The sequence below is a fragment of the Nostoc sp. UIC 10630 genome, assembly GCF_010747425.1.
Classification (GTDB): Bacteria; Cyanobacteriota; Cyanobacteriia; order Cyanobacteriales; family Nostocaceae; genus Nostoc.
Genome location: NZ_JAAGOG010000081.1, coordinates 1 through 19103 on the forward strand (window position 1 = coordinate 1; position 19103 = coordinate 19103).

Annotated in this window: 13 protein-coding genes; 8 read left to right on the forward strand and 5 right to left on the reverse strand. The window is 41.7% G+C overall.

The genetic code is table 11. From position 1 onward, the window contains the following. Positions 1–59: 59 nt before the first annotated feature. Positions 60–1124, reverse strand: a complete 1065-nt coding sequence (locus tag G1O98_RS19150; RefSeq protein ID WP_163930606.1) for a DUF3326 domain-containing protein — start codon at positions 1122–1124, stop codon at positions 60–62. A 136-nt stretch (positions 1125–1260) separates the two neighbouring features. Between G1O98_RS19150 and G1O98_RS19155 the strand changes: the two genes are divergently transcribed. After that, positions 1261–1464 (forward strand): hypothetical protein, encoded by a 204-nt coding sequence (locus tag G1O98_RS19155; protein ID WP_228058168.1) that lies wholly within the window; start codon positions 1261–1263, stop codon positions 1462–1464. 108 nt (positions 1465–1572) lie between these two features. Here the strand turns inward: G1O98_RS19155 and G1O98_RS19160 are convergent, their stop codons facing one another. Together G1O98_RS19160 and G1O98_RS19165 are read right to left on the reverse strand one after the other, a co-directional pair. Continuing rightward, the gene (locus tag G1O98_RS19160) at positions 1573–2286 is read right to left on the reverse strand and encodes a hypothetical protein (RefSeq protein WP_163930608.1); all 714 of its coding nucleotides are present in this window, start codon (positions 2284–2286) and stop codon (positions 1573–1575) included. A 113-nt stretch (positions 2287–2399) separates the two neighbouring features. After that, positions 2400–2825, reverse strand: a complete 426-nt coding sequence (locus G1O98_RS19165) for a hypothetical protein (RefSeq protein ID WP_163930610.1) — start codon at positions 2823–2825, stop codon at positions 2400–2402. 439 nt (positions 2826–3264) lie between these two features. Between G1O98_RS19165 and G1O98_RS19170 the strand changes: the two genes are divergently transcribed. The 5 genes from G1O98_RS19170 to G1O98_RS19190 all read left to right on the forward strand — a co-directional run bounded on the left by G1O98_RS19170 (position 3265) and on the right by G1O98_RS19190 (position 13188). After that, the gene (locus G1O98_RS19170) at positions 3265–4602 is read left to right on the forward strand and encodes an FAD-binding oxidoreductase (RefSeq protein ID WP_163930612.1); all 1338 of its coding nucleotides are present in this window, start codon (positions 3265–3267) and stop codon (positions 4600–4602) included. An 88-nt stretch (positions 4603–4690) separates the two neighbouring features. Continuing rightward, entirely contained in the window at positions 4691–6046 is a 1356-nt protein-coding gene (locus G1O98_RS19175) for a (Fe-S)-binding protein (RefSeq protein ID WP_163930614.1), read from the forward strand. A gap of 494 nt (positions 6047–6540) precedes the next feature. Then, on the forward strand, positions 6541–7845 hold the full coding sequence (locus G1O98_RS19180; protein WP_163930615.1) for a P-loop NTPase fold protein: 1305 nt from the start codon (positions 6541–6543) through the stop codon (positions 7843–7845). Between the two features lie 80 nt (positions 7846–7925). Further along, positions 7926–8114 (forward strand): hypothetical protein, encoded by a 189-nt coding sequence (locus G1O98_RS19185; RefSeq protein ID WP_163930617.1) that lies wholly within the window; start codon positions 7926–7928, stop codon positions 8112–8114. 148 nt (positions 8115–8262) lie between these two features. Next, positions 8263–13188, forward strand: coding sequence for a tetratricopeptide repeat protein (locus G1O98_RS19190; RefSeq protein WP_163930619.1), 4926 nt, complete (start codon positions 8263–8265; stop codon positions 13186–13188). Between the two features lie 139 nt (positions 13189–13327). On the opposite strand, the gene G1O98_RS19195 is transcribed toward G1O98_RS19190, so the two are convergent. Then, positions 13328–13603 (reverse strand): ubiquitin-like small modifier protein 1, encoded by a 276-nt coding sequence (locus G1O98_RS19195; RefSeq protein ID WP_114083352.1) that lies wholly within the window; start codon positions 13601–13603, stop codon positions 13328–13330. An 80-nt stretch (positions 13604–13683) separates the two neighbouring features. After that, the gene (thrC, locus tag G1O98_RS19200) at positions 13684–14994 is read right to left on the reverse strand and encodes a threonine synthase (RefSeq protein WP_163930621.1); all 1311 of its coding nucleotides are present in this window, start codon (positions 14992–14994) and stop codon (positions 13684–13686) included. Between the two features lie 840 nt (positions 14995–15834). Here thrC and G1O98_RS19205 point away from each other — a divergent pair. Beyond that, the gene (locus G1O98_RS19205; RefSeq protein WP_163930623.1) at positions 15835–18324 is read left to right on the forward strand and encodes a hypothetical protein; all 2490 of its coding nucleotides are present in this window, start codon (positions 15835–15837) and stop codon (positions 18322–18324) included. A 167-nt stretch (positions 18325–18491) separates the two neighbouring features. Beyond that, positions 18492–19055 carry a DUF11 domain-containing protein gene (locus G1O98_RS19210; RefSeq protein ID WP_163930625.1) on the forward strand — a complete coding sequence of 188 codons (564 nt, stop codon included), beginning with the start codon at positions 18492–18494 and terminating at the stop codon, positions 19053–19055. The last annotated feature ends 48 nt before the right edge of the window (positions 19056–19103 follow it).

A 19103-nucleotide genomic window follows, 5' to 3' on the forward strand; every position in this document is an offset into this window, starting at 1 on the left:
GGGGAAGATAGAACTTCCAACTCCTGTACAGACGCGATTAATCGCCTCTCTCCTAACTCCTAACTTTTAATTACTGGCTGCAAAGGTGATAGTTTGGGACGGAGAGCGGAGGGGTTAATGCCTGCTTTGTGTGCTACTAATACGCCTACAGCTTCTAAATATGAGTTTACCTGTATAACTTTGATCCCCAACGATTGGGGAGGAACTTTGATTAGAGTTTTATTTTCTTCTACTGTAATTATTTGGCATTGTCTTTGACTTAAACTCAGTAAGGCACTGCTACCACAAGCATTTGCAGGTGCGATCGCAGCATCCACTTCATCTGCCCAAATATCTCCTTTTTCTGATGCAATCGCTCCTTTATCTATTATAAATTGTGGGGCACGACTTAATCCTACAAGGACGCACGGCAAAAAGGTATAACCCAATTCTTCGGCGGCAGAACGCGGAGATAAATCTGGTTGTGGAGGTTCGCTTAAAAGGGCGGGAGAATGGGCGCAAGGAATTTGAAAGGTTCGCACTAGCAAATGGCTAATTACGGCTTCTGCACCCGCTAAAGGATCTACACCTTCACCCTGGCGATATTTCTGTACTGCTTCTGAGTCCATATCATCGGGGAAACGGGCAACAACTGCGATCGCTTCTGCACCCGCTTTTTTAATTAATATCTCAGCTGCTCGTAATAAACTATCTGGGTTGCCAATTGTTCCCCAACTAGCTCCCGATGCTGTAGTCCGTAATTCTACATTTAATGGTGCATCTGTAATTACATAATCTGTTAGAGTCAATCCCAGAGTTGCTCTGACTGCATCGGCTGCTTGTATATGTCGTAGCCGCAACTCTGGCTCAATAGCTTGGTCTAAAAGCAAACCTACTTTATTGTTGCGGACTGGACGCAAACCCCAGCATCCAGAGGCAAATTTGTCAAGTCCATAACCTTCAACATAGAAAGTATTTGGAAGATTCCAGTATAAACTTGCACCGTTAAGGACATTGGGGTGAGTAATTAGGCGATCGCAAACCTGTGCTATGACTTTGGCAACAGGCAAAGCATCACCTGCATAACCCCCAATGGCAGCCCCAACGCCAGTTGGTACGATTAAGATAGCAGTGTATGGACGCATATTGAGTTAGGAGTTATAAGTTATGAATCAGAAGCCATCAAATACTAACTCCTAACTCTTGTACAGACGCGATTAATTGCGTCTCTAATTCTATGGATCTCATTTTTCTGCTAAAACTATTATTGCTTGGCAACAAGTGGAAGATTATCCCCAGTTGGAAGACCTTGTAGCCTTGGTTTATGGTTGGGATAAATTGGGAAATGAAACGCTAGAAGATGAAGTGATTGAGCGACTGGGTTTTGAGGATCTGGATGATTTTTGCGATCGCATTACACCTGTAGAAGGAGATAAACTAGGGGGTTATCCAGAATGGGTACAGGGAATGGAATGCCACAGATAAGATAAACCGAGTAAGCGTTTAGTCAGTAAAAATGCATCTTCGATTTGCCAACGTCGGCGATACAAATCACAAACCAACTGTGGTGAAAGTTGTTGCGGATCAAGAATATTAGCCCATATCTGTGATCAGTAAACCACCTACTGGTAAGCGTAGTTGTAGTTCTTGCCACCAGTTGGTTTCATTGCGTTTCGCGTCGGCATCGAAAAACGCTGCTACTGGGCGATGAGTAAATGCTTCTACCACCATCAGCATCTTCCCCGCCAACACTGCGCCTGTTTTTTCTTGGAGTTGTCCTAAATGTTTTTTGATGGCTTCCAAGGTCGATGCATCCGCTATCCATACTGCACTAAACTCTTCAGCTATCGATGACCACCTTGGGTCAACTTCTGCGGGATTTTTCTTGGCTGCTAGGCGCTCTATTACTTGCTCATATAGCTTGATAAATAACTTTGCTGGCAAGCTTTCTGGTCGTTGAGATAGCGCTTGCCGACTCACAGACATTGCCTCAACCCACAGTAATCCTTCTATTTCCAGGCAGCGGAGAACATCTGTTAAATAATTTATTTGTCGATACACCAAACTCAGTACTATTGCAGCCATCACTGGTAGGGTTAGTATCCGCGATCGCAAGCTACGCTGTTTGTCTTTTACACCTTTGAGATTAGCAAATGTACCTGGATTGATTAACTCAAACAGCCGCGATTCTATCTCTTGGCTTGATGGGGCAGGTACGGTAACTCGATGCCGAAAATCTGGATTCCCTTGTTTTTTGCGGGGTTTACTCATAACTAGTATCAACACCACTGTCTTGAGTTTAACCATTAAGTTTTACCCACTTGACAAGACTCTAATTTTCTTAACTTGACACTAATGGCATCCTGCCCGCCCAGTATATGCAATTTAAATGTGGAACCGCTTACAAGAACATCATAAGTTTATTCAGCTTTAACAAAGCTCAACTTTTTACCGGAATAGTCGGTAATTGTTAGCTTTTGATCTTTTACATCATAAGACTCGGCTGAATTTAGTGTAGAAAAATATTTCTCCCCCTCTTCGCCAAGATATATAAGTGGTTTTATTACAGGCCCTAGTAGTTCGACTGTATTCTCTGTCGATTTATAAGAGCCAAAGTATGGCACGGGTGCAAATCCTGTATTTGCATTACCTGTGATTCTGCTTTCATTAGGATCAAAGGCGACTGTAATATTAAATTGTTCGGGAACAGGAGAATTATTTAAGGAGGTAAGCTTCCATTTTCCTTCTAAAGCTGCCGCATAGCTAGGGCTTTGAAGCGCCAAACTCAAACTAAACACAACCAGGGCAAAAACGATCACCTTTTTGATGTACTTAAATATATTCATGGTTTCATTCCACCTGAAATTCTAGTTTTAGAATGGATTACCTAACCTTTCAGTTCCGCTTTATTACATCAATGAGAAAAAAGCAAACTTAACCATTAAGTAGAGTGCGAAGAACTTATGTATTTAGATCAACTTAATGGTTAAGGAAAATTAAAGTAATTTTCTATAAACATACTCTTACTCTTTTAATGAAAATGCAAGGACAGTTAAGACTGTTTAGACAATTAAGTAAACATTTAATGAGATTTTAATAATTTCTGAGGTTGGTAATATCGGTATATCATTCGCTACAAGCGTTGTTTATCGCAAATGAGTAGCGTTTGGTTCGTGTTGGCGTAGCCCAACCTAGGCATCTACAGCCACCGTATATTAATGGCAATACGCTTTTTTGGTCAGGTTAGCCAGTAAATTAGATGTAGAGCGTAAAAAAATAAACTCAATGAAAGCGATATCTAACGACAAGCCGCAAGGCGTGTGCGCTACTGATTTTGCATCTATTATCGGCGAAGAAAATGCTGTTTGCCTTTGGGAAAATATCGAAATAGACCAGCAAAAACGTATCCAACAAGCTGTAACTTCTGGAAAACCTCCCACTTGTATCGTCTATCCTCGCACCCAACAACAACTAGCCGCAGTCATCGCCAAAGCTCACACTCACAACTGGCGCGTCCTCCCCTGTGGTAGTGGCAGTAAACTTAGCTGGGGTGGTTTAGCTAAGGACGTTGATGTCGTAGTTAGTACAGAACGCATCAATCAACTGATTGAACACGCTGTTGGCGATTTGACTGTCACAGTAGAAGCTGGAATGAAGTTCTCGGATCTCCAGGCACTTTTGGCAAAATCGCGGCAATTTCTCGCCCTTGACCCCACAGCACCGGAGTCAGCAACTATTGGCGGTATTGTTGCCACAGGTGATACAGGTTCTCTGCGGCAACGTTATGGTAGTGTCCGTGACCAGTTACTAGGTGTTACCTTTGTCCGTGCTGATGGAGAAATCGCCAAAGCTGGGGGAAGAGTAGTTAAAAATGTTGCTGGATATGACTTGATGAAGTTGCTTACTGGGTCTTATGGCACATTAGGCTTTATTAGTCAATTGACTTTCCGTGTGTATCCGCTATCAGAGGCATCGGGGACGGTGGTACTAACTGGTAGTGCTGAAGCTGTATCCCAAGCGGCTGATATTCTTAGAGGTTCGGCATTAACACCAGTTCAAGCTGATTTGCTATCAACTAAATTGGTGTCTAGCTTAGGTTTGGGTCAAGGATTGGGATTAATTGCCCGTTTTCAGAGTATTAGTGAGAGTGTTAAAGAACAGTCAAACCGAGTTTTGGAAGTAGGTCAAAAGTTAGGTTTAAATGGGGCAATTTTTGCTGACGCTGATGAAGCTAGTCTATGGCAGAGATTGCAAGAACGAATATATAGTACTGTCACAGAATCAGTAATTACCTGCAAAATAGGAGTGTTGCCTACTGCTGCTGTAGAGATTTTGACTCAGGTGGGGTTGGGTTTAATTCATATAAGTAGTGGTTTAGGTTTGTTACAATTAGAGGATAAAAATCAAGTTTTGAAGGTGCGCGATGAGCTACGCTCCGCCGGAGGCGATCGCACTCAAGCTTTTAGTGGTTTTTTAACAATTCTGTCAGCACCAGTGGCGGTTAAAGAACAAATAGATGTTTGGGGTTATACGGGGAATGCTTTGCCTTTGATGCGCCGTATTAAGGAACAGTTTGATAGTAAGAATATTTTAAGTCCGGGGCGGTTTGTGGGTGGAATTTAGTTTTAAGAAAACGTAGACGCGAAGCGGCTTGCCACAGGCTACCGCCAAGGACGCAAAGGACGCAAAGGAAGAGGGGAAAGGTAGAAATATGCAAGTTTCAGATAATTCTGTTAATAATACGGCTAGTTTAAAGAATTTGAAAGGGTTTGATATTAATCATCCACCTGACCCAAAGTTGATTGATAGTTGTGTACATTGTGGATTTTGTCTTTCGACTTGTCCTAGTTATCGGGTGCTGGGTAAGGAAATGGATTCACCTAGAGGACGCATCTATTTAATGGATGCAATTAATGAGGGTGAGATTGCTCTCAATACGGCAACCGTAGAACATTTTGATTCGTGTTTGGGATGCCTTGCTTGTGTGAGTACTTGTCCTTCTGGTGTGCAGTATGACAAATTAATTTCTGCAACTCGTCACCAAGTTGAACGAAATTATCCCCGCAGTTTGCCAGATCAATTTTTTCGTCAACTAATATTTTCTCTGTTTCCCTATCCCAATCTTTTACGAGTTTTATTAGTTCCGTTGTTGGTTTATCAAAAGTTGGGGTTTACTAAATTCTTTCGCGCTACAGGTTTACTTAATAAAATATCGCCCCGTTTGGCAGCGATGGAATCAATTCTGCCAGAAATTACCTTCAAATCTTTTCAAGATAATCTGCCTAGTGTGATTCCTGCTAAAGGTGAGAAGCGCTATCGAGTCGGGGTAATTTTGGGTTGTGTGCAACGGCTGTTTTTCTCCCCAGTGAATGAAGCAACGGTGAGGGTTTTAACAGCGAATGGTTGTGAAGTAGTGATTCCCAAATCTCAAGGTTGTTGTGCCGCACTTCCCGAACACCAAGGGCAGACAGAACAGGCAAAAGCTTTAGCAAGGCAGATGATTGATAGTTTTGCCAAGGCTGATGTCGATTTTGTAATTATCAATGCTGCTGGTTGCGGTCATACTTTGAAAGAATACGGTCATATTTTAGAAGATGACCTCGAATATCGGCAAAAGGCGAAGGATTTTGCAGCTAAAGTTAAAGATGCTCAAGAGTTTTTGGCAACTGTTGGTATAACAGCAAAACTGTCGCCACTGACTGATAAACCTTTGAATTTAGTTTATCAAGATGCTTGCCATTTATTGCATGGTCAAAAGATTAGCGTCCAACCGCGTCAGGTATTGCGACAAATTCCAGGGGTGAAGTTGAGAGAACCAGTAGATGCAGCTTTATGTTGTGGCAGTGCTGGAGTTTATAATATGCTGCAACCGGAAGTTGCTGAAGAATTGGGTCGGCAAAAAGTACAGAATTTGTTGAATACTGGTGCTGAGTTAATTGCTTCTGCTAATCCGGGGTGTACTTTGCAAATTACGAAGCATTTGCAGTTACAAGGTAAGAAGATTTCAGTTATTCACCCGATGGAGTTGTTAGATTATTCGATTCGGGGTGAAAAGTTGAAATTGTAGAGGTTTGCTAGCTGCGTTGTGCATTTACTTTTGACTTTGACAACAGAGTTTTAGCCTTAACTGAACCGTATTGGGTCATATCATGTCCACCCAAAAAACCTCTCCCTGGTTTTACTACGCAAAACCTGTCCCTCTCCGAGTCCTACGGTGTACACACAAGTCTGATAACCTAGCCCCACAACGTTTTGATCCCCCCTAACCCCCCTTCAAAAAGGGGAGAAAACTTCTTAAAGTCCCCCTTTTTAAGGGGGATTTAGGGGGATAAAACCACATTTTGCACCTGGCACAGAGATGTGTGTACACCGTAGCTCTCCGAGTCGGAGAGGGACAGACTTGAACGCAAGTTCAAGGCAGGGAGAGGTCTGTCGAACTCACGTTTTTTATGGAAGTCCTTAATCAGTCGCCTTGAAGAAGTTTTTTCCGAAATAGCCGCTTTATCATCTGTATAATCACTGAAATGGCAAGAGTATCAGGCTAATTTCGGGTGATTTGTGATGAAACTAGATTTAGTCAGGTTTTTTCAAGCTTGTAACCCCAGTAAAACTTTGGTTGTGAGCAAACCGGAGGATAGACAATATTATATTGATTTCTCTAAAGTTCGTGGTGCCAAGATTATTGAAGAACTTGGGCGAACTATCACCCGCCTTGCACCAGAACAACCTACCTGTCAATTATTTACCGGACATATTGGCTGTGGTAAATCCACCGAGTTACTGCGACTCAAGGCAGAGTTAGAGCAGCAGGGATTTCATGTGGTTTATTTTGAATCTAGCCAAAGCCTCGATATGGCTGATATTGATGTTACAGATATTTTACTAGCAGTAGCTCGTGAGGTGAGTCAAAGTTTAGAAGCAATAAAAATCAACCTCAAACCAGGATACTTTAAAAATCTATTTGCAGAAATTTCTGAGTTTTTGCAAACGCCGCTAGACATTGGGGTGGAGGCTGAATTATCTGTGGGTATTGCCAAAATTACTGCCAAAACTAAAGATAGTCCCAAACTCCGCGGCCAGTTACGGCAATATTTAGAACCACGCACCAATGGCATTTTAGAATCAATTAACAAAGAATTGCTCAAGCCTGCTGTAGAAAAACTCAAGCAGCAAGGTAAACAAGGACTGGTGGTAATTATAGATAATCTCGACAGAGTGGATAATTCTTTGAAGCCTTCGGGTTATTACCAGCCAGAATATCTTTTTGTAGAACGTGGTGAACAGTTAAACCAGCTAAATTGTCATGTTGTTTATACCATTCCCCTAGTGTTGATTTTTTCCAACGCCTTAGGAAGGTTAACAAATCGCTTTGGCGTAGACCCCAAGGTTTTGCCGATGGTTCCTGTGCAATTGCAAGATGGTTCACAATTTTCACAAGGAATTACGCTACTACAACAGATGGTCATGGCGAGGGCTTTTCCTGGTGTCAGTTGGGAACAAAGTCAGAATTTAATTACCGAGGTTTTTGATAGTCCTGATACTTTAGAGCGACTTTGTTTAGTTAGCGGCGGTCATTTGCGTAATTTGTTAATGTTATTATTTCGCTGTCTTCAGCAAGAAGACCCACCTCTGTCGCGGGAGTGTGTAGATAGGGTGATTAAACAACGCCGCAATGAGCTAACTTTGGCAATTACACCCGATGAATGGGAATTACTACGTGAGGTAACGCAAGAGAAAAGCTTGAGAGGTCATGAAAGATACGAACTTTTGCTCCGCAGTATGTTTGTATTTGAATACCGGAATGAGGATGGTTCTTGGTTTGATGTCAATCCGATTTTGGCTGAAGCCAAGGAATTTAGGTTATAAATCGGCTGTAGGGACGTAGAGTTGTATGCCTAACTTATGAGGTATTTTGTCAAATTTCATAACGTTAGCTATATCAACAAGTGCGGGAGCCATATCAGCAAGTCCGGGAGTTATATCAACAAGTCCGGGAGTTATATCAACAAGTCCGGGAGCTATATCAACAAGTCGGGGAGCCATATCAGCAAGTGCGGGAGCTATATCAACAAGTCCGGGAGTTATATCAGCAAGTCCGGGAGTTATATCAACAAGTGCGGGAGTTATATCAATAAGTCGGGAGTTATATCAACAAGTGCGGGAACTGTGTCAGTTGTCATCTTCACAACTACAGCTTTTTACAACTAACAAAAATTGTCCGTCGTTCTTCCTGCTTCCAAACCCGTAGCTTTGTACTTCATACAAAAAAAACTGCTGTATATTATGATTAATCAGCAAGAGCCAGAAAATTTACCCTTTGACAATGAACGTTCATTGCAAACTTTGGTGCGAGCAATTAACCTTTCTCAGGGAGAATTTTCACTGACTTTGCTGCGCTGTAACTATGCAGCTTTCCGTCAAGATATAGTACAACGTCTACACCAACTATCTCCTGTTAAAATCCGTGAAATTACCTTACCCGTGTCAGTGAAAACTCTTTACACGTCTATAGGTGAAAAATTGGGAGATGAACAGCCATCAGCATTAATGGTTTTTGGTTTGGAATCGGTTAAAGATATTGATACAGTTTTAACCTCAGCTAACCAAGTACGAGAGGAGTTTAGAAAAAACTTCCCGTTTCCAGTCATGTTACTGGTTAATGACCAAGTTCTGCAAAAGCTGATCAGATTAGCGACAGATTTTGAGAATTGGGCCACAATAATTCATTTTGCGATCGCAACTGCTGATTTAGTTCAATTTATCAAAAAAACTGCTGAATCAGTTTTTGCTCAAGTTTTAGATGCTGGCGCAGGAAAATTTCTCGATAATTCCGCAATCAACTTGGCAATCGGTTCGCCGCACCGCGTAGAACTTGAGTTAGCACAAGTTGAACTGCAAAAGCGGGGTGTGAAGTTAGACGCAGAACTAGAAGCCAGTTTAGAATTTGTTCTGGGTCGAGATGCGGTTTCGATGGAACAGTCACGCCAGCATTATGAACGCAGTCTCGCACTTTTGCAACAGAGTTCTAAACTAGAACAGCAAGGCTGTGTACTTTACAATTTGGGGTTATGGTGGCGTACCTACGCCGTGCAACATTTAACAGAACAACAAAATGCTTGCTCGAACGCTAAAAATTATTATTACAAATGTCTCAAAATATTTGAGCAGGCGAATCGTCCTGACTTGGTAGCAAAATTTATTAACGCTTTGGGAGAAGTACTACAAAAGCTTCAGCAGTGGGATAAATTAGAAGCAGTTGCTCAAAAAGCTTTAACTCTATATCAAACTTATCCTGATTGGTTTAGAAAAGCAAGAGCTTATGGATTTATCGCTGAAGTAGCACTTTCTCAGTCTGCTTGGAATAAAGCTAAACAAGCTGCCGAAAAAGCGCTTTCTATTGTAGCTAGTAACCAATCCATCCAATCGAAGGCTAATTTAGAATTGGTGCTATATTATCATCAAGGTTGGTATTTATTTGCACTAGCCAGAGCGCTACAGCAGCTTAATAAGGTGGAAGATGCTTTAACTACCCTAGAAGCTGCAAGAAGAGAAACTAAACCTCAATACGATCCAGAGCTTTACATTCGGATTTTGGAGAGGTTACAAAGCATTTATTATCAACAAATTCAATATCTTGCAGCTTTTCAGATTAAGCAAGAGCTAATTAAAATTGAACATCAATATGGTTTTCGTGCTTTTATTGGGGCAGCTTATTTAATTCCTCGGCATGAGGTAATTAACCCGGCACTAGTGCAAGGAGAAAATCTCATAAAAGTTGCTCAAGAAATTGCTGTTTCTGGTCGGCAACAAGATGTCAATCGGTTGATGAAACGCATGAGCCGGACTGACCATAAATTGACTGTATTTCATGGTCAGTCAGGAGTAGGTAAAAGTTCAATTTTGAATGGGGGACTAGTACCAACCCTGCAACTACAATCAATAGATGCGCGTGATGTATTACCTATTGTCATGCGAGTTTATACAGATTGGATGGCGATATTAGCAAAATGTTTAGCAGATAATGGTACCTCTAGTAATTCAATAGAATTTATCTGTGAAAGTTTGCGGAAAAAATCCGAGCGGAAGTTAACAGTTTTAATTTTTGACCAGTTTGAAGAATTTTTCTTTGTTTACACAGACCAAAGTAAAAGACAGCCATTTTATAAGTTTTTGCAACTTTGTTTGGATATTCCTTTTGTTAAGGTTATTCTCTGCTTGAGAGAAGATTATTTGCATTATTTATTAGAATGTGATCGCCTGTTAAATTTTAGAGCAATTAATAACAATATTTTAGATAAGGATATTCGTTATTATTTAGGAAATTTCTCTTCAAAAGATGCCAAAGCTGTTGTCCAAAGTCTGACTGAACAAACCCACTTTTACTTAGAATATGAGTTAATCGATCAATTAGTAGAAGATTTATCAGACGAACTTGGCGAGGTACGCCCGATTGAGTTACAAATCGTCGGTTCGCAACTACAAACAGATAAAATTACAACTTTAGAACAATATCTTCAGTCAGGAACAAAAGAAAAACTAGTCGAGCGATTTTTAGAAGAAGTTATTAAAGACTGTGGTTCTGAGAACGAACTCTGTGCCAGAGTAGTTTTATATTTACTAACAGACGAAAAAGGTACTCGTCCCTTCAAAACTTCTGACAATTTAGCGGAAGATTTAAAAACAGCAGATATTGTCTCAGAAAAAGAAAAGCTCAATCTAGTTTTAGAGATTTTAGTTGGTTCGGGGCTAGTGTTAAATATTCCTGAAGACCCTGCTAACCTATATCAACTGGTTCATGATTATCTAGTATCTTTTATCCGGCAGTCACAACAAGCAAGAAAATTAGAAGAACAGAAAAAGGAAAAGGAACAACGACAACACGCTGAAGCAGAACTAAATCGTGTTCTTAAGCGACAACGCAATGACGCAAAACAACAACGAAATTTTGCGATCGCAGGAGTCACTATAATGTCCATTCTGGCAGTTATAGCTGTAGGATTGGGAGTGCGAGCAGAATCTGAAAGGCAAAAGACAGAACAAGCTGAGACAATTGCGATTAGTAAAGCTTCAGAAGCCCTTTTTGCCTCAAATCAAAGGTTTGAAGCACTTAAACAAGCCATTAAAGCAGGTAAAAAACTCCAAGCTACAGACTGGGGAAAAACCGATTCTGAAATTCGTACCCAAGTTATAGCGGCATTACAGCAATCAGTTTACTGGATAGTAGAGCGCGATCGCTTAGAAGGACACAAGGCTCTAATCTGGGGTGTAACTTTCTCCCATAATGGTAAGTTGATTGCCTCAACTAGTTATGACCATACTATAAAACTCTGGAATTTAGATGGTAGCGTGTACAAGACGCTTGAAGGACATAAAGATAAAGTCTTAGGTTTGAGTTTCTCACCTGACGATCAGACAATTGTCTCAGGCGATTTCCAGGGCATCATAAAATTTTGGAAGCGAGACGGCACTTTATTAAAAACCTTACCAGCATATCAAGATGGAGTAAATAGTGGCGGAAATAAGGGAGTTTATAGTATCGATTTCTCGCCAGATGGTAAGACAATTGCTACAGGAAGTCGAGACAGTACACTAAAACTCTGGAAGCCAGATGGCACTTTATTAAAAACGATTAAAGCACATCAAGATGGAGTGAATAGTGTGGCTTTCTCCCCCGACGGTACTATGATTGCCACTGGTGGCCGGGACAAAACTGTGAAACTCTGGACATCCAATGGTAAGCTTTTGCACACTACAGAAGGCTATGACGATTTTGTTTGGGATATTGCTTGGTCAAGCGATAGCCAGACAATTGCGGCGGCTGCTGGTGGTGCTGCTGCGACTGGTAACGACAACAGAGTAAAACTCTGGAATCGAGACGGCACTCCTTTAAAAGATTTTAAAGCACATAAAGATGGAATCAATAGTGTGGCTTTCTCACCCGGCGGTAAGATGATTGCTACAGCTAGTGACGACAAGACTGTAAAGCTTTGGAAGCCTGATGGTATATTACTCACAACTTTATCAGGACATACCAATGGAGTTTATGCTGTCAGGTTTTCACCTGACTGTAAAATCCTAGTTTCTGCCAGTGCTGACGGTACGATGAAAGTTTGGCAAGTTGGTAATACCAGTTGCTTACGCAACGCCCAAATTCCTACTTCTCCTAGCGCTGACAGCACAATGAAGATTCAGTACGGTAGTGGTGTGGTAAGTATTCTCAACGGTCATAGCGATCGGGTTAATCAGGTAGATTTCTCACCTGATGACAAAATAATTGCCTCAGCCAGCCGTGACAAGACAGTGAAACTTTGGAAGCGCGATGGTACTTTAGACAAAACTCTTGAAGGGCATAGCGATAACGTTAGTTTCTCACCTGATGGTCAGACAATTGCTACCGCTAGTGATGATAACACAGTGGAACTCTGGAACCGTGACGGTAAATTACTGAGAACCCTTTTTCCAAAAAGCGATAAGATATTGGACTTGAATTTCTCACCCAACGGTCAGTTCATCGCTTTGGGTACTATGGACAACAAAGTAATAATATCGCGGCTAGATGGTATCAAACCTCAGATTCTCAACAAGCATCAGGACTGGGTAAGGGCTATAGCTTGGTCGCCAAACGGTCAGATGCTTGCCTCAGCTAGTGATGACAACACGGTGAAACTTTGGAAGCAAAACGATAAGGGCGAGTTTCACATCTACAAGACTCTCGCAGGGAAAAACGGGCATAACAGTTGGGTTTTGAGTGTTAGGTTCTCACCTAGTGGCGATATGATTGCCACTAGTAGTAATGACAAGACGGTGATACTTTGGAAGCAGGATGACAAGGGCGAGTTTCGCTGGTACAAAAAGTTGAAGGGGCATACCGATCAGGTGAATAGCGTGAATTTTTCACCTGACGGTAAGATGATTGCAACAGCCAGTGATGATAAGACTGTAAAACTTTGGACACGCGACGGTCATTTAATGAGAACTTTGACTGGACACAGCGATCATTTATTAAGCGCGAATTTCTCAGCCGATGGTAAAACTTTGGCTTTGGGCAGTGCTGATGGGGCTATAATTCTCTGGAATTTGGATGAGCTAAATCATCTCAAGAATTTAGATAGCTTACTGGAGCGTGGTTGTGATTGGCTGTATGACTATCTAAAGAATAATCCGAATGTCAGTAAGAGCGATCGCCATCTCTGCGACGATATCAAGTAAGAGTTAAGCGTTGGTACTCTCTCAAATTATCTCAGGCGATCGCTAAGTTTTTAACTGGTTCCCAGTCTCAGACCGGGAATCAGTTAATTTCTCAAAGGTTTATTTGGTAAGTCTTTTACTTTATTTGATGTTTTCTGTATTAACCACCAGCAACAGCAGGGACAATACTTACTTCATCGCCATCTTTTAGGGCTGTGTTAATACCATCTAAATAGCGGATATCTTCACTATCAACGTAAAAATTTACAAACCGACGTAGCTTGCCTTCGTCATCGCACAACCGGGATTTAATCCCAGGAAAGCTTTGTTCTAAAGAATCCAACAATTCAGCAATGGTGCTACCGTTGGATTCTAGGGTAGCTTGATTATTAGTCAAATTCTGAAGAGTCGTAGGAACTAAAACTGTTACAGCCATAAAAGTACAAAGTGAAGAGTTAGGAATACAGTTAAGAGTTAGGAGTCATGAATAAAAAACTCATAACTCCTAACTACTAACTAAACGAGAACTTGTTGCCATTCCAAGCGATCGAGAGTACGCGATCGCTCTAGGGCGCGTTCAAAACTATCCAGTTTAGCATCAATAGTCAAAGGTTCACCAACATAGCCTTGGATTGCTTCTTGGGTTTTCAGACCATTGCCGGTGATGTAAATCACGGTAGTTTCATCTGGATCGATTTTGCCAGCTTCTACCAGTTTTTTCAGCACGGCCACGGTTGTACCACCAGCCGTTTCTGTGAAGATGCCTTCGGTTTCTGCCAGCAACTTGATGCCATCAATAATTTCTGCATCATTGACTGATTCAATGTTACCACCAGTTTTCTGAGCTAACTCCACAGCATAAATACCGTCTGCTGGATTACCGATCGCTAGGGATTTCGCAATTGTATTTGGTTTAACTGGTTTAATAAAGTCGCGTCCTTCTTTGAAGGCTTGAGCAATGGGTGAACAACCTTCTGCTTGAGCGCCACTGAAACGGACTTTCTTGTCTTCTACTAAACCAACTTCTATAAATTCTTGGAAACCCTTATAAATTTTTGTAAACAGCGAACCAGATGCCAAAGGAGCAACAACATGATCGGGTAGCTCCCAGCCTAGTTGTTCAGCAACTTCAAAACCTAGCGTTTTGGAACCTTCAGAGTAATAAGGGCGCAGATTAATATTGACAAAACCCCAGCCATGTGTATTGGCAACTTCTGAACAGAGACGGTTTACTTGATCGTAGTTACCCTTGACGGCCATCAGCGTTGGGCTATATATCAAACTACCGATAATTTTACCGGCTTCTAAATCTGCGGGGATGAACACACAGCAGTCTAAACCGGCATGAGCAGCGATCGCAGCTGTAGAATTTGCCAAGTTACCTGTACTAGCGCAAGAAACGGTAGTGAAACCCAACTCTCGTGCCCTTGATAGAGCAACTGATACTACCCGATCCTTAAAGCTAAGGGTAGGCATATTAACCGCATCATTTTTTATATAAAGCTTATTTAGACCCAGGCGACGGGCAAGACGGTGAGAACGAACCAAGGGAGTCATGCCCGTTCCCACATCTATAACATTGTCAGTTGCAACAGGCAAAAAGGGACGGTAGCGCCAAATTGAATTGGGCCCGGCTTGAATTGTTTCACGAGTGACAGTCAGACGGAGAGCGCTGTAGTCATACTTGACTTCTAACGGCCCAAAACATAACTCACAAACATTACTGGCTTTGAGTTCATATTCGGCACCACACTCTTTACACTTTAAAGCTTGAAAGTAGGCAGTGCTGCTTTGGGTTTGGGTTTGGGTTTTGATGGCCTGAGTCATAAACTAGCTTTCCCTGTTTGTCTGTCGGCTGTCGCCTGATAGTAACACGAGCAAAAATACCAGTCAAACATACCCGACTAAAAATGTCGGGTATTCTTAGTATTGGAAAAAATGATTTTTGTAAAATTTTTATAACCGTAATCGTACTATTAAGTGTTTACACTTGGATTTATTTGTTTCAAAATTAGATAAAAACTTCAGTTATTCAGTCTTAACACTGAGTATTCATATAATTAAATTGCATCTTATCTATGAGTTATTTGCATTTTGCTCAATTAGTATCACTTTATTTAGTGATCCAGATCACTGAGTCGATTTTTTATTTCTTTATACCAATTACTCCACATGGTACTATGCATACATAGCAGCAAATATTCAAAAGTGCTTTTATATATAGGTTGTAGCGTGTTTCTCTTCCGTTTTAAACACTAAAATTGCTATGTGTGTCGCCAAAATAAAGTTAATTTTTCAGCTTTGATGCACTCATCCATCGCTAGAGAAGTTACTTATTTATACGGAAGTTTTTTTTTGGCATAAAAGCTACATTGCTATTTACATCGAAGATTCAGCAGGACACAGTAGTAAGTTACCCATATTTACGATTGCTAACCTTGATAATCAACGGTAAACGTACAACATAAAACAAGAGGCAATAACTTTTCTGCCTATTGCCTCAATCTAGTTTTTCAGGAGTAGCCAATAAATTAACTCCTCATATATACACTGCCCAATGCCTTCAGGTTTTGGGCAAATATAGTCGGTAATTCTTTAAAGAATTGCCGAACTTTATCCTGTCTCAAAACCCAAAATACAAGTTCAGCAAATAAACAAACTACTTCTATGGTAAACCGAAATAAATTTGTCAACAAGCAGCGCCAGCATTACCAATCTCTAGTAGCAACAGCATTGTTAACTGGTAGCCTTTTCCAATTTATTGCACCTGTACTAGCTGACGGTACAGCTGGTGGTCAATCTATTAGTAACACAGCGACAGCTACCTACGAAGATCCTAACGCGCCAGGGACAACTATAAATGCCACCTCTAATACCGTAACAGTTACTGTGGCAGAAGTTGCTGGGATCACCGTTACTGCGTCGGGTGTCACAGATAACAATGGTGGCACTGTTGGAGTTAACGATTTACTAACCTACACCTACACCCTAACGAATGTAGGTAACGACCCCACCAAATTCCATATTCCCAACCAAGCAACAACAACCGGGCCTGGTACAGTTTCTGGTGTACTTCCTGCTGATAAAAATGGGGTAACACCAGCTAGTGGCACATTGCAATATAGTACTGACGGTGGTGCAACTTGGACAAATGTAGCAGCAGGTGGTGTAGATACAGCCTCAATTCCGGTTAGCGGTACTGTGTTGGTGCGTGTGCCAGTGACTGTACAAACTGGCGCTCTATCCGGTGACGTAATTAAAGTTACCCTTGGTAATACTCCTGGTGATGCCCAAAACCAACTGCGTAATCCCGATGGTGGTGACGTTTACACTGTAGATAACGCTGATAACGCAGGTGGTGGGGAAGTTATTGGCGCACCAGTTAACGGTACACGAGAATCTAGTATTACCCAGCAAATTCAAGTGGGTAACACTGTTAAAACCGTTGCTCTAGCCACAATACTCAAAACTCGGACAGCCTACAGCGCTGGTAATGCTTCCGTACTCAATGATGACTTGCTGACTTATGGTTTAAGCTTGCGAGTTGAGAGCAATGACGTAACCAATCGGGGGCTAACACCCGCAGCTTTAGCTGGTACAAATATCAATGTAGATGGCAGTCTAGTTCCTCGCATCTTAGTTTCTGATGCGCTTCCAGCATCCACAACTCTTAATGGGACTCCAACCGCTCCTTCAGGGTGGATAGTGGTTTATGCTGGCGAAGATCCCGCCACTACAACTGCCGATCAGTCTCTGTGGAAAACTAACAGTGCTAATGTAACAGGCGGTATAGTCAAACGGGTTGGTTTTATTAACAATCCTAGCTCTATCTCTACAATTGCCACTGGCACAACTGTTACAGGCTTTACGGTGCAAGTAAAGACCACTGGAATCACAGGAACGACAGCGACAAATGTTAACAACATCGCTCAAGTGTTCGGTAAAACTGCTGGCGATCCAAATAGCCCCCTACTCTTCGACGATTCAGGCGATCAAAATCCAGATAACATCAACCCCTCTACTGGAGCCTTTCCTACTACACCTGACCTTGGTTATTATCCCACTACTCCTGGTAATGTTGACACAGGCAATAACAACCAAGGTACTAATTCTGTTACAGGAAATGTCAACGTTTATACTGTTTCAGTTGCCCAGGCAAACTCAGTTTTAAACGGGCCGAATAATGCACCGGATGCTACTGGGCCATCGGGTTTAACCAACGATGACTTCACCAACAAATCTTCCTTTGTTCCTCCTAACACAGCACCTCTTAGTACACTTGACCCACAATCAGTTGGCTTTACTAACACAATTAAGAACAACGGTACTGCCACTAACGACATCACAATAGTGCCAACCGCACCAGCAACATTTACAGATTTGCCAAATAATACAAAGGTAACTGTTAGCTATAACAGTCAATCTGCTGTGTATACCTATAATAGTGCTACTGGTGTTTTTACCATAGCAAACGGTAATACACCAATTAAAATCCTTGCTGTTCCTGCTGGTGGCATTGTTAATTATGGTGTAGAAGTTGACTTACCACCTGGTACGCAACTATCAACTGATATTGGTAAGGGCTTCCCAGTACCGATCACTGCTTTTATTGACACTGATAATAATGGTGTACCTAATACTGCGGTTAATGGGGAAGCGTACAATATCTCCATCGATCGCGTCTACACTGGCTTCTTAAAACTGTTGAAAATGTCACGAGTTCTACAAGGAAGTGGCCCCGCAGTGCAAGGGACTGATGGCACATTCAGTATCACTCCGAAGAAGCCTGCACCAGGAAACATTATTGAGTACCAAATTCAATACACAAATATTTCTGATGTTCAATCTGGAACTGGTAACGTGATTTTGAACGCTGACAAAGTTGTGATTACTGAAGATGGTACAGCAGGGGGCAACAACTGGGCGCTAGACAACGACAATAACACTCAAATTGATACTAGCAACATTGTTGGTTCCGCAAAGGATTCTGGGGCTTCAACGATCCAGTTCTTCAATGGTAATCCAGCTACTAACTCTAGTATCGATCAAACCGGAACCACGCTAAACAGTGATGTCACAAAGTATGTAAATACTGCCACTGGACAGATTGCACCTGGTGTTCAAAGAACATTTATCTTCCAACGCAAAGTTAACTAGATAGTTTGATTTCACCCCTCTTTGCAAAGAGGGGTGTATAGCACATCTGTATTTATAGCTGGTGCTTTAATCCTAAAGTGCCAACTACAAAATGATTGTTCCCCAGCGAAAACAGGGAAAGATAAATCAGCAATCGGCATTATGAAAGTTTTTTGAGGTTATTGATTATGAAGCGTTTTTATTTTGCAAGTTTAGGAGCCATCGCACTTATTGCTACAGTGCCATTTGTTAGCCAAGTGCCAGGAATCGCTTCTCTATGGCATTCTACCAGTGCTGTTGCCCAAAATGTCAAAACTCAAGGGCAAATACAATTGCGCTTAGAAGCTGAGAAGCAAGTGATAGCACAGGATCAGCAGGGTAAGCAAAGTAAGACATGGCAACCTTTAAAAGGTCAAGCTGTGGTGCGACCAGGAGATGTGTTGCGATATACATTAAGTGGCGAAAATAAGAGCGATCGCCCCGTAAAGAATTTGATTCTCAATCAACCTATTCCTAAAGGAATGGTATACATACTGAAATCTGCGATCGCCACTAATGAGACTAAAGTAACCTACAGCATTGATGGCGGACGCAGCTTTGTCGAAAATCCCACTGTTAAAGTTACTCTTCCTGACGGGAAAGTGGAAACAAAACCAGCACCAGCGAATGTTTACACCCACATCCGTTTGCAAGTGCCATCAGTTCCGGCCAAGAAAACGGTTAAAGCTATTTATCAAGTCCAAGTTCGCTGATTCGTTATGCCTGATATCACCCGCCTGTAGCGACTTTTTTGGGAGTCA

Bases quoted from the DNA above. Each gene is read 5' to 3' on its own strand.
- G1O98_RS19180 (WP_163930615.1), top strand. From the start codon at position 6,541: ATGAAACTAGATTTAGTCAGGTTTTTTCAAGCTTGTAACCCCAGTAAA.
- G1O98_RS19165 (WP_163930610.1), bottom strand. From the start codon at position 2,825: ATGAATATATTTAAGTACATCAAAAAGGTGATCGTTTTTGCCCTGGTT.
- G1O98_RS19150 (WP_163930606.1), bottom strand. From the start codon at position 1,124: ATGCGTCCATACACTGCTATCTTAATCGTACCAACTGGCGTTGGGGCT.
- G1O98_RS19205 (WP_163930623.1), top strand. From the start codon at position 15,835: ATGGTAAACCGAAATAAATTTGTCAACAAGCAGCGCCAGCATTACCAA.
- G1O98_RS19160 (WP_163930608.1), bottom strand. From the start codon at position 2,286: ATGGTTAAACTCAAGACAGTGGTGTTGATACTAGTTATGAGTAAACCC.
- G1O98_RS19195 (WP_114083352.1), bottom strand. From the start codon at position 13,603: ATGGCTGTAACAGTTTTAGTTCCTACGACTCTTCAGAATTTGACTAAT.
- G1O98_RS19210 (WP_163930625.1), top strand. From the start codon at position 18,492: ATGAAGCGTTTTTATTTTGCAAGTTTAGGAGCCATCGCACTTATTGCT.
- G1O98_RS19175 (WP_163930614.1), top strand. From the start codon at position 4,691: ATGCAAGTTTCAGATAATTCTGTTAATAATACGGCTAGTTTAAAGAAT.
- G1O98_RS19170 (WP_163930612.1), top strand. From the start codon at position 3,265: ATGAAAGCGATATCTAACGACAAGCCGCAAGGCGTGTGCGCTACTGAT.
- G1O98_RS19190 (WP_163930619.1), top strand. From the start codon at position 8,263: ATGATTAATCAGCAAGAGCCAGAAAATTTACCCTTTGACAATGAACGT.
- thrC (WP_163930621.1), bottom strand. From the start codon at position 14,994: ATGACTCAGGCCATCAAAACCCAAACCCAAACCCAAAGCAGCACTGCC.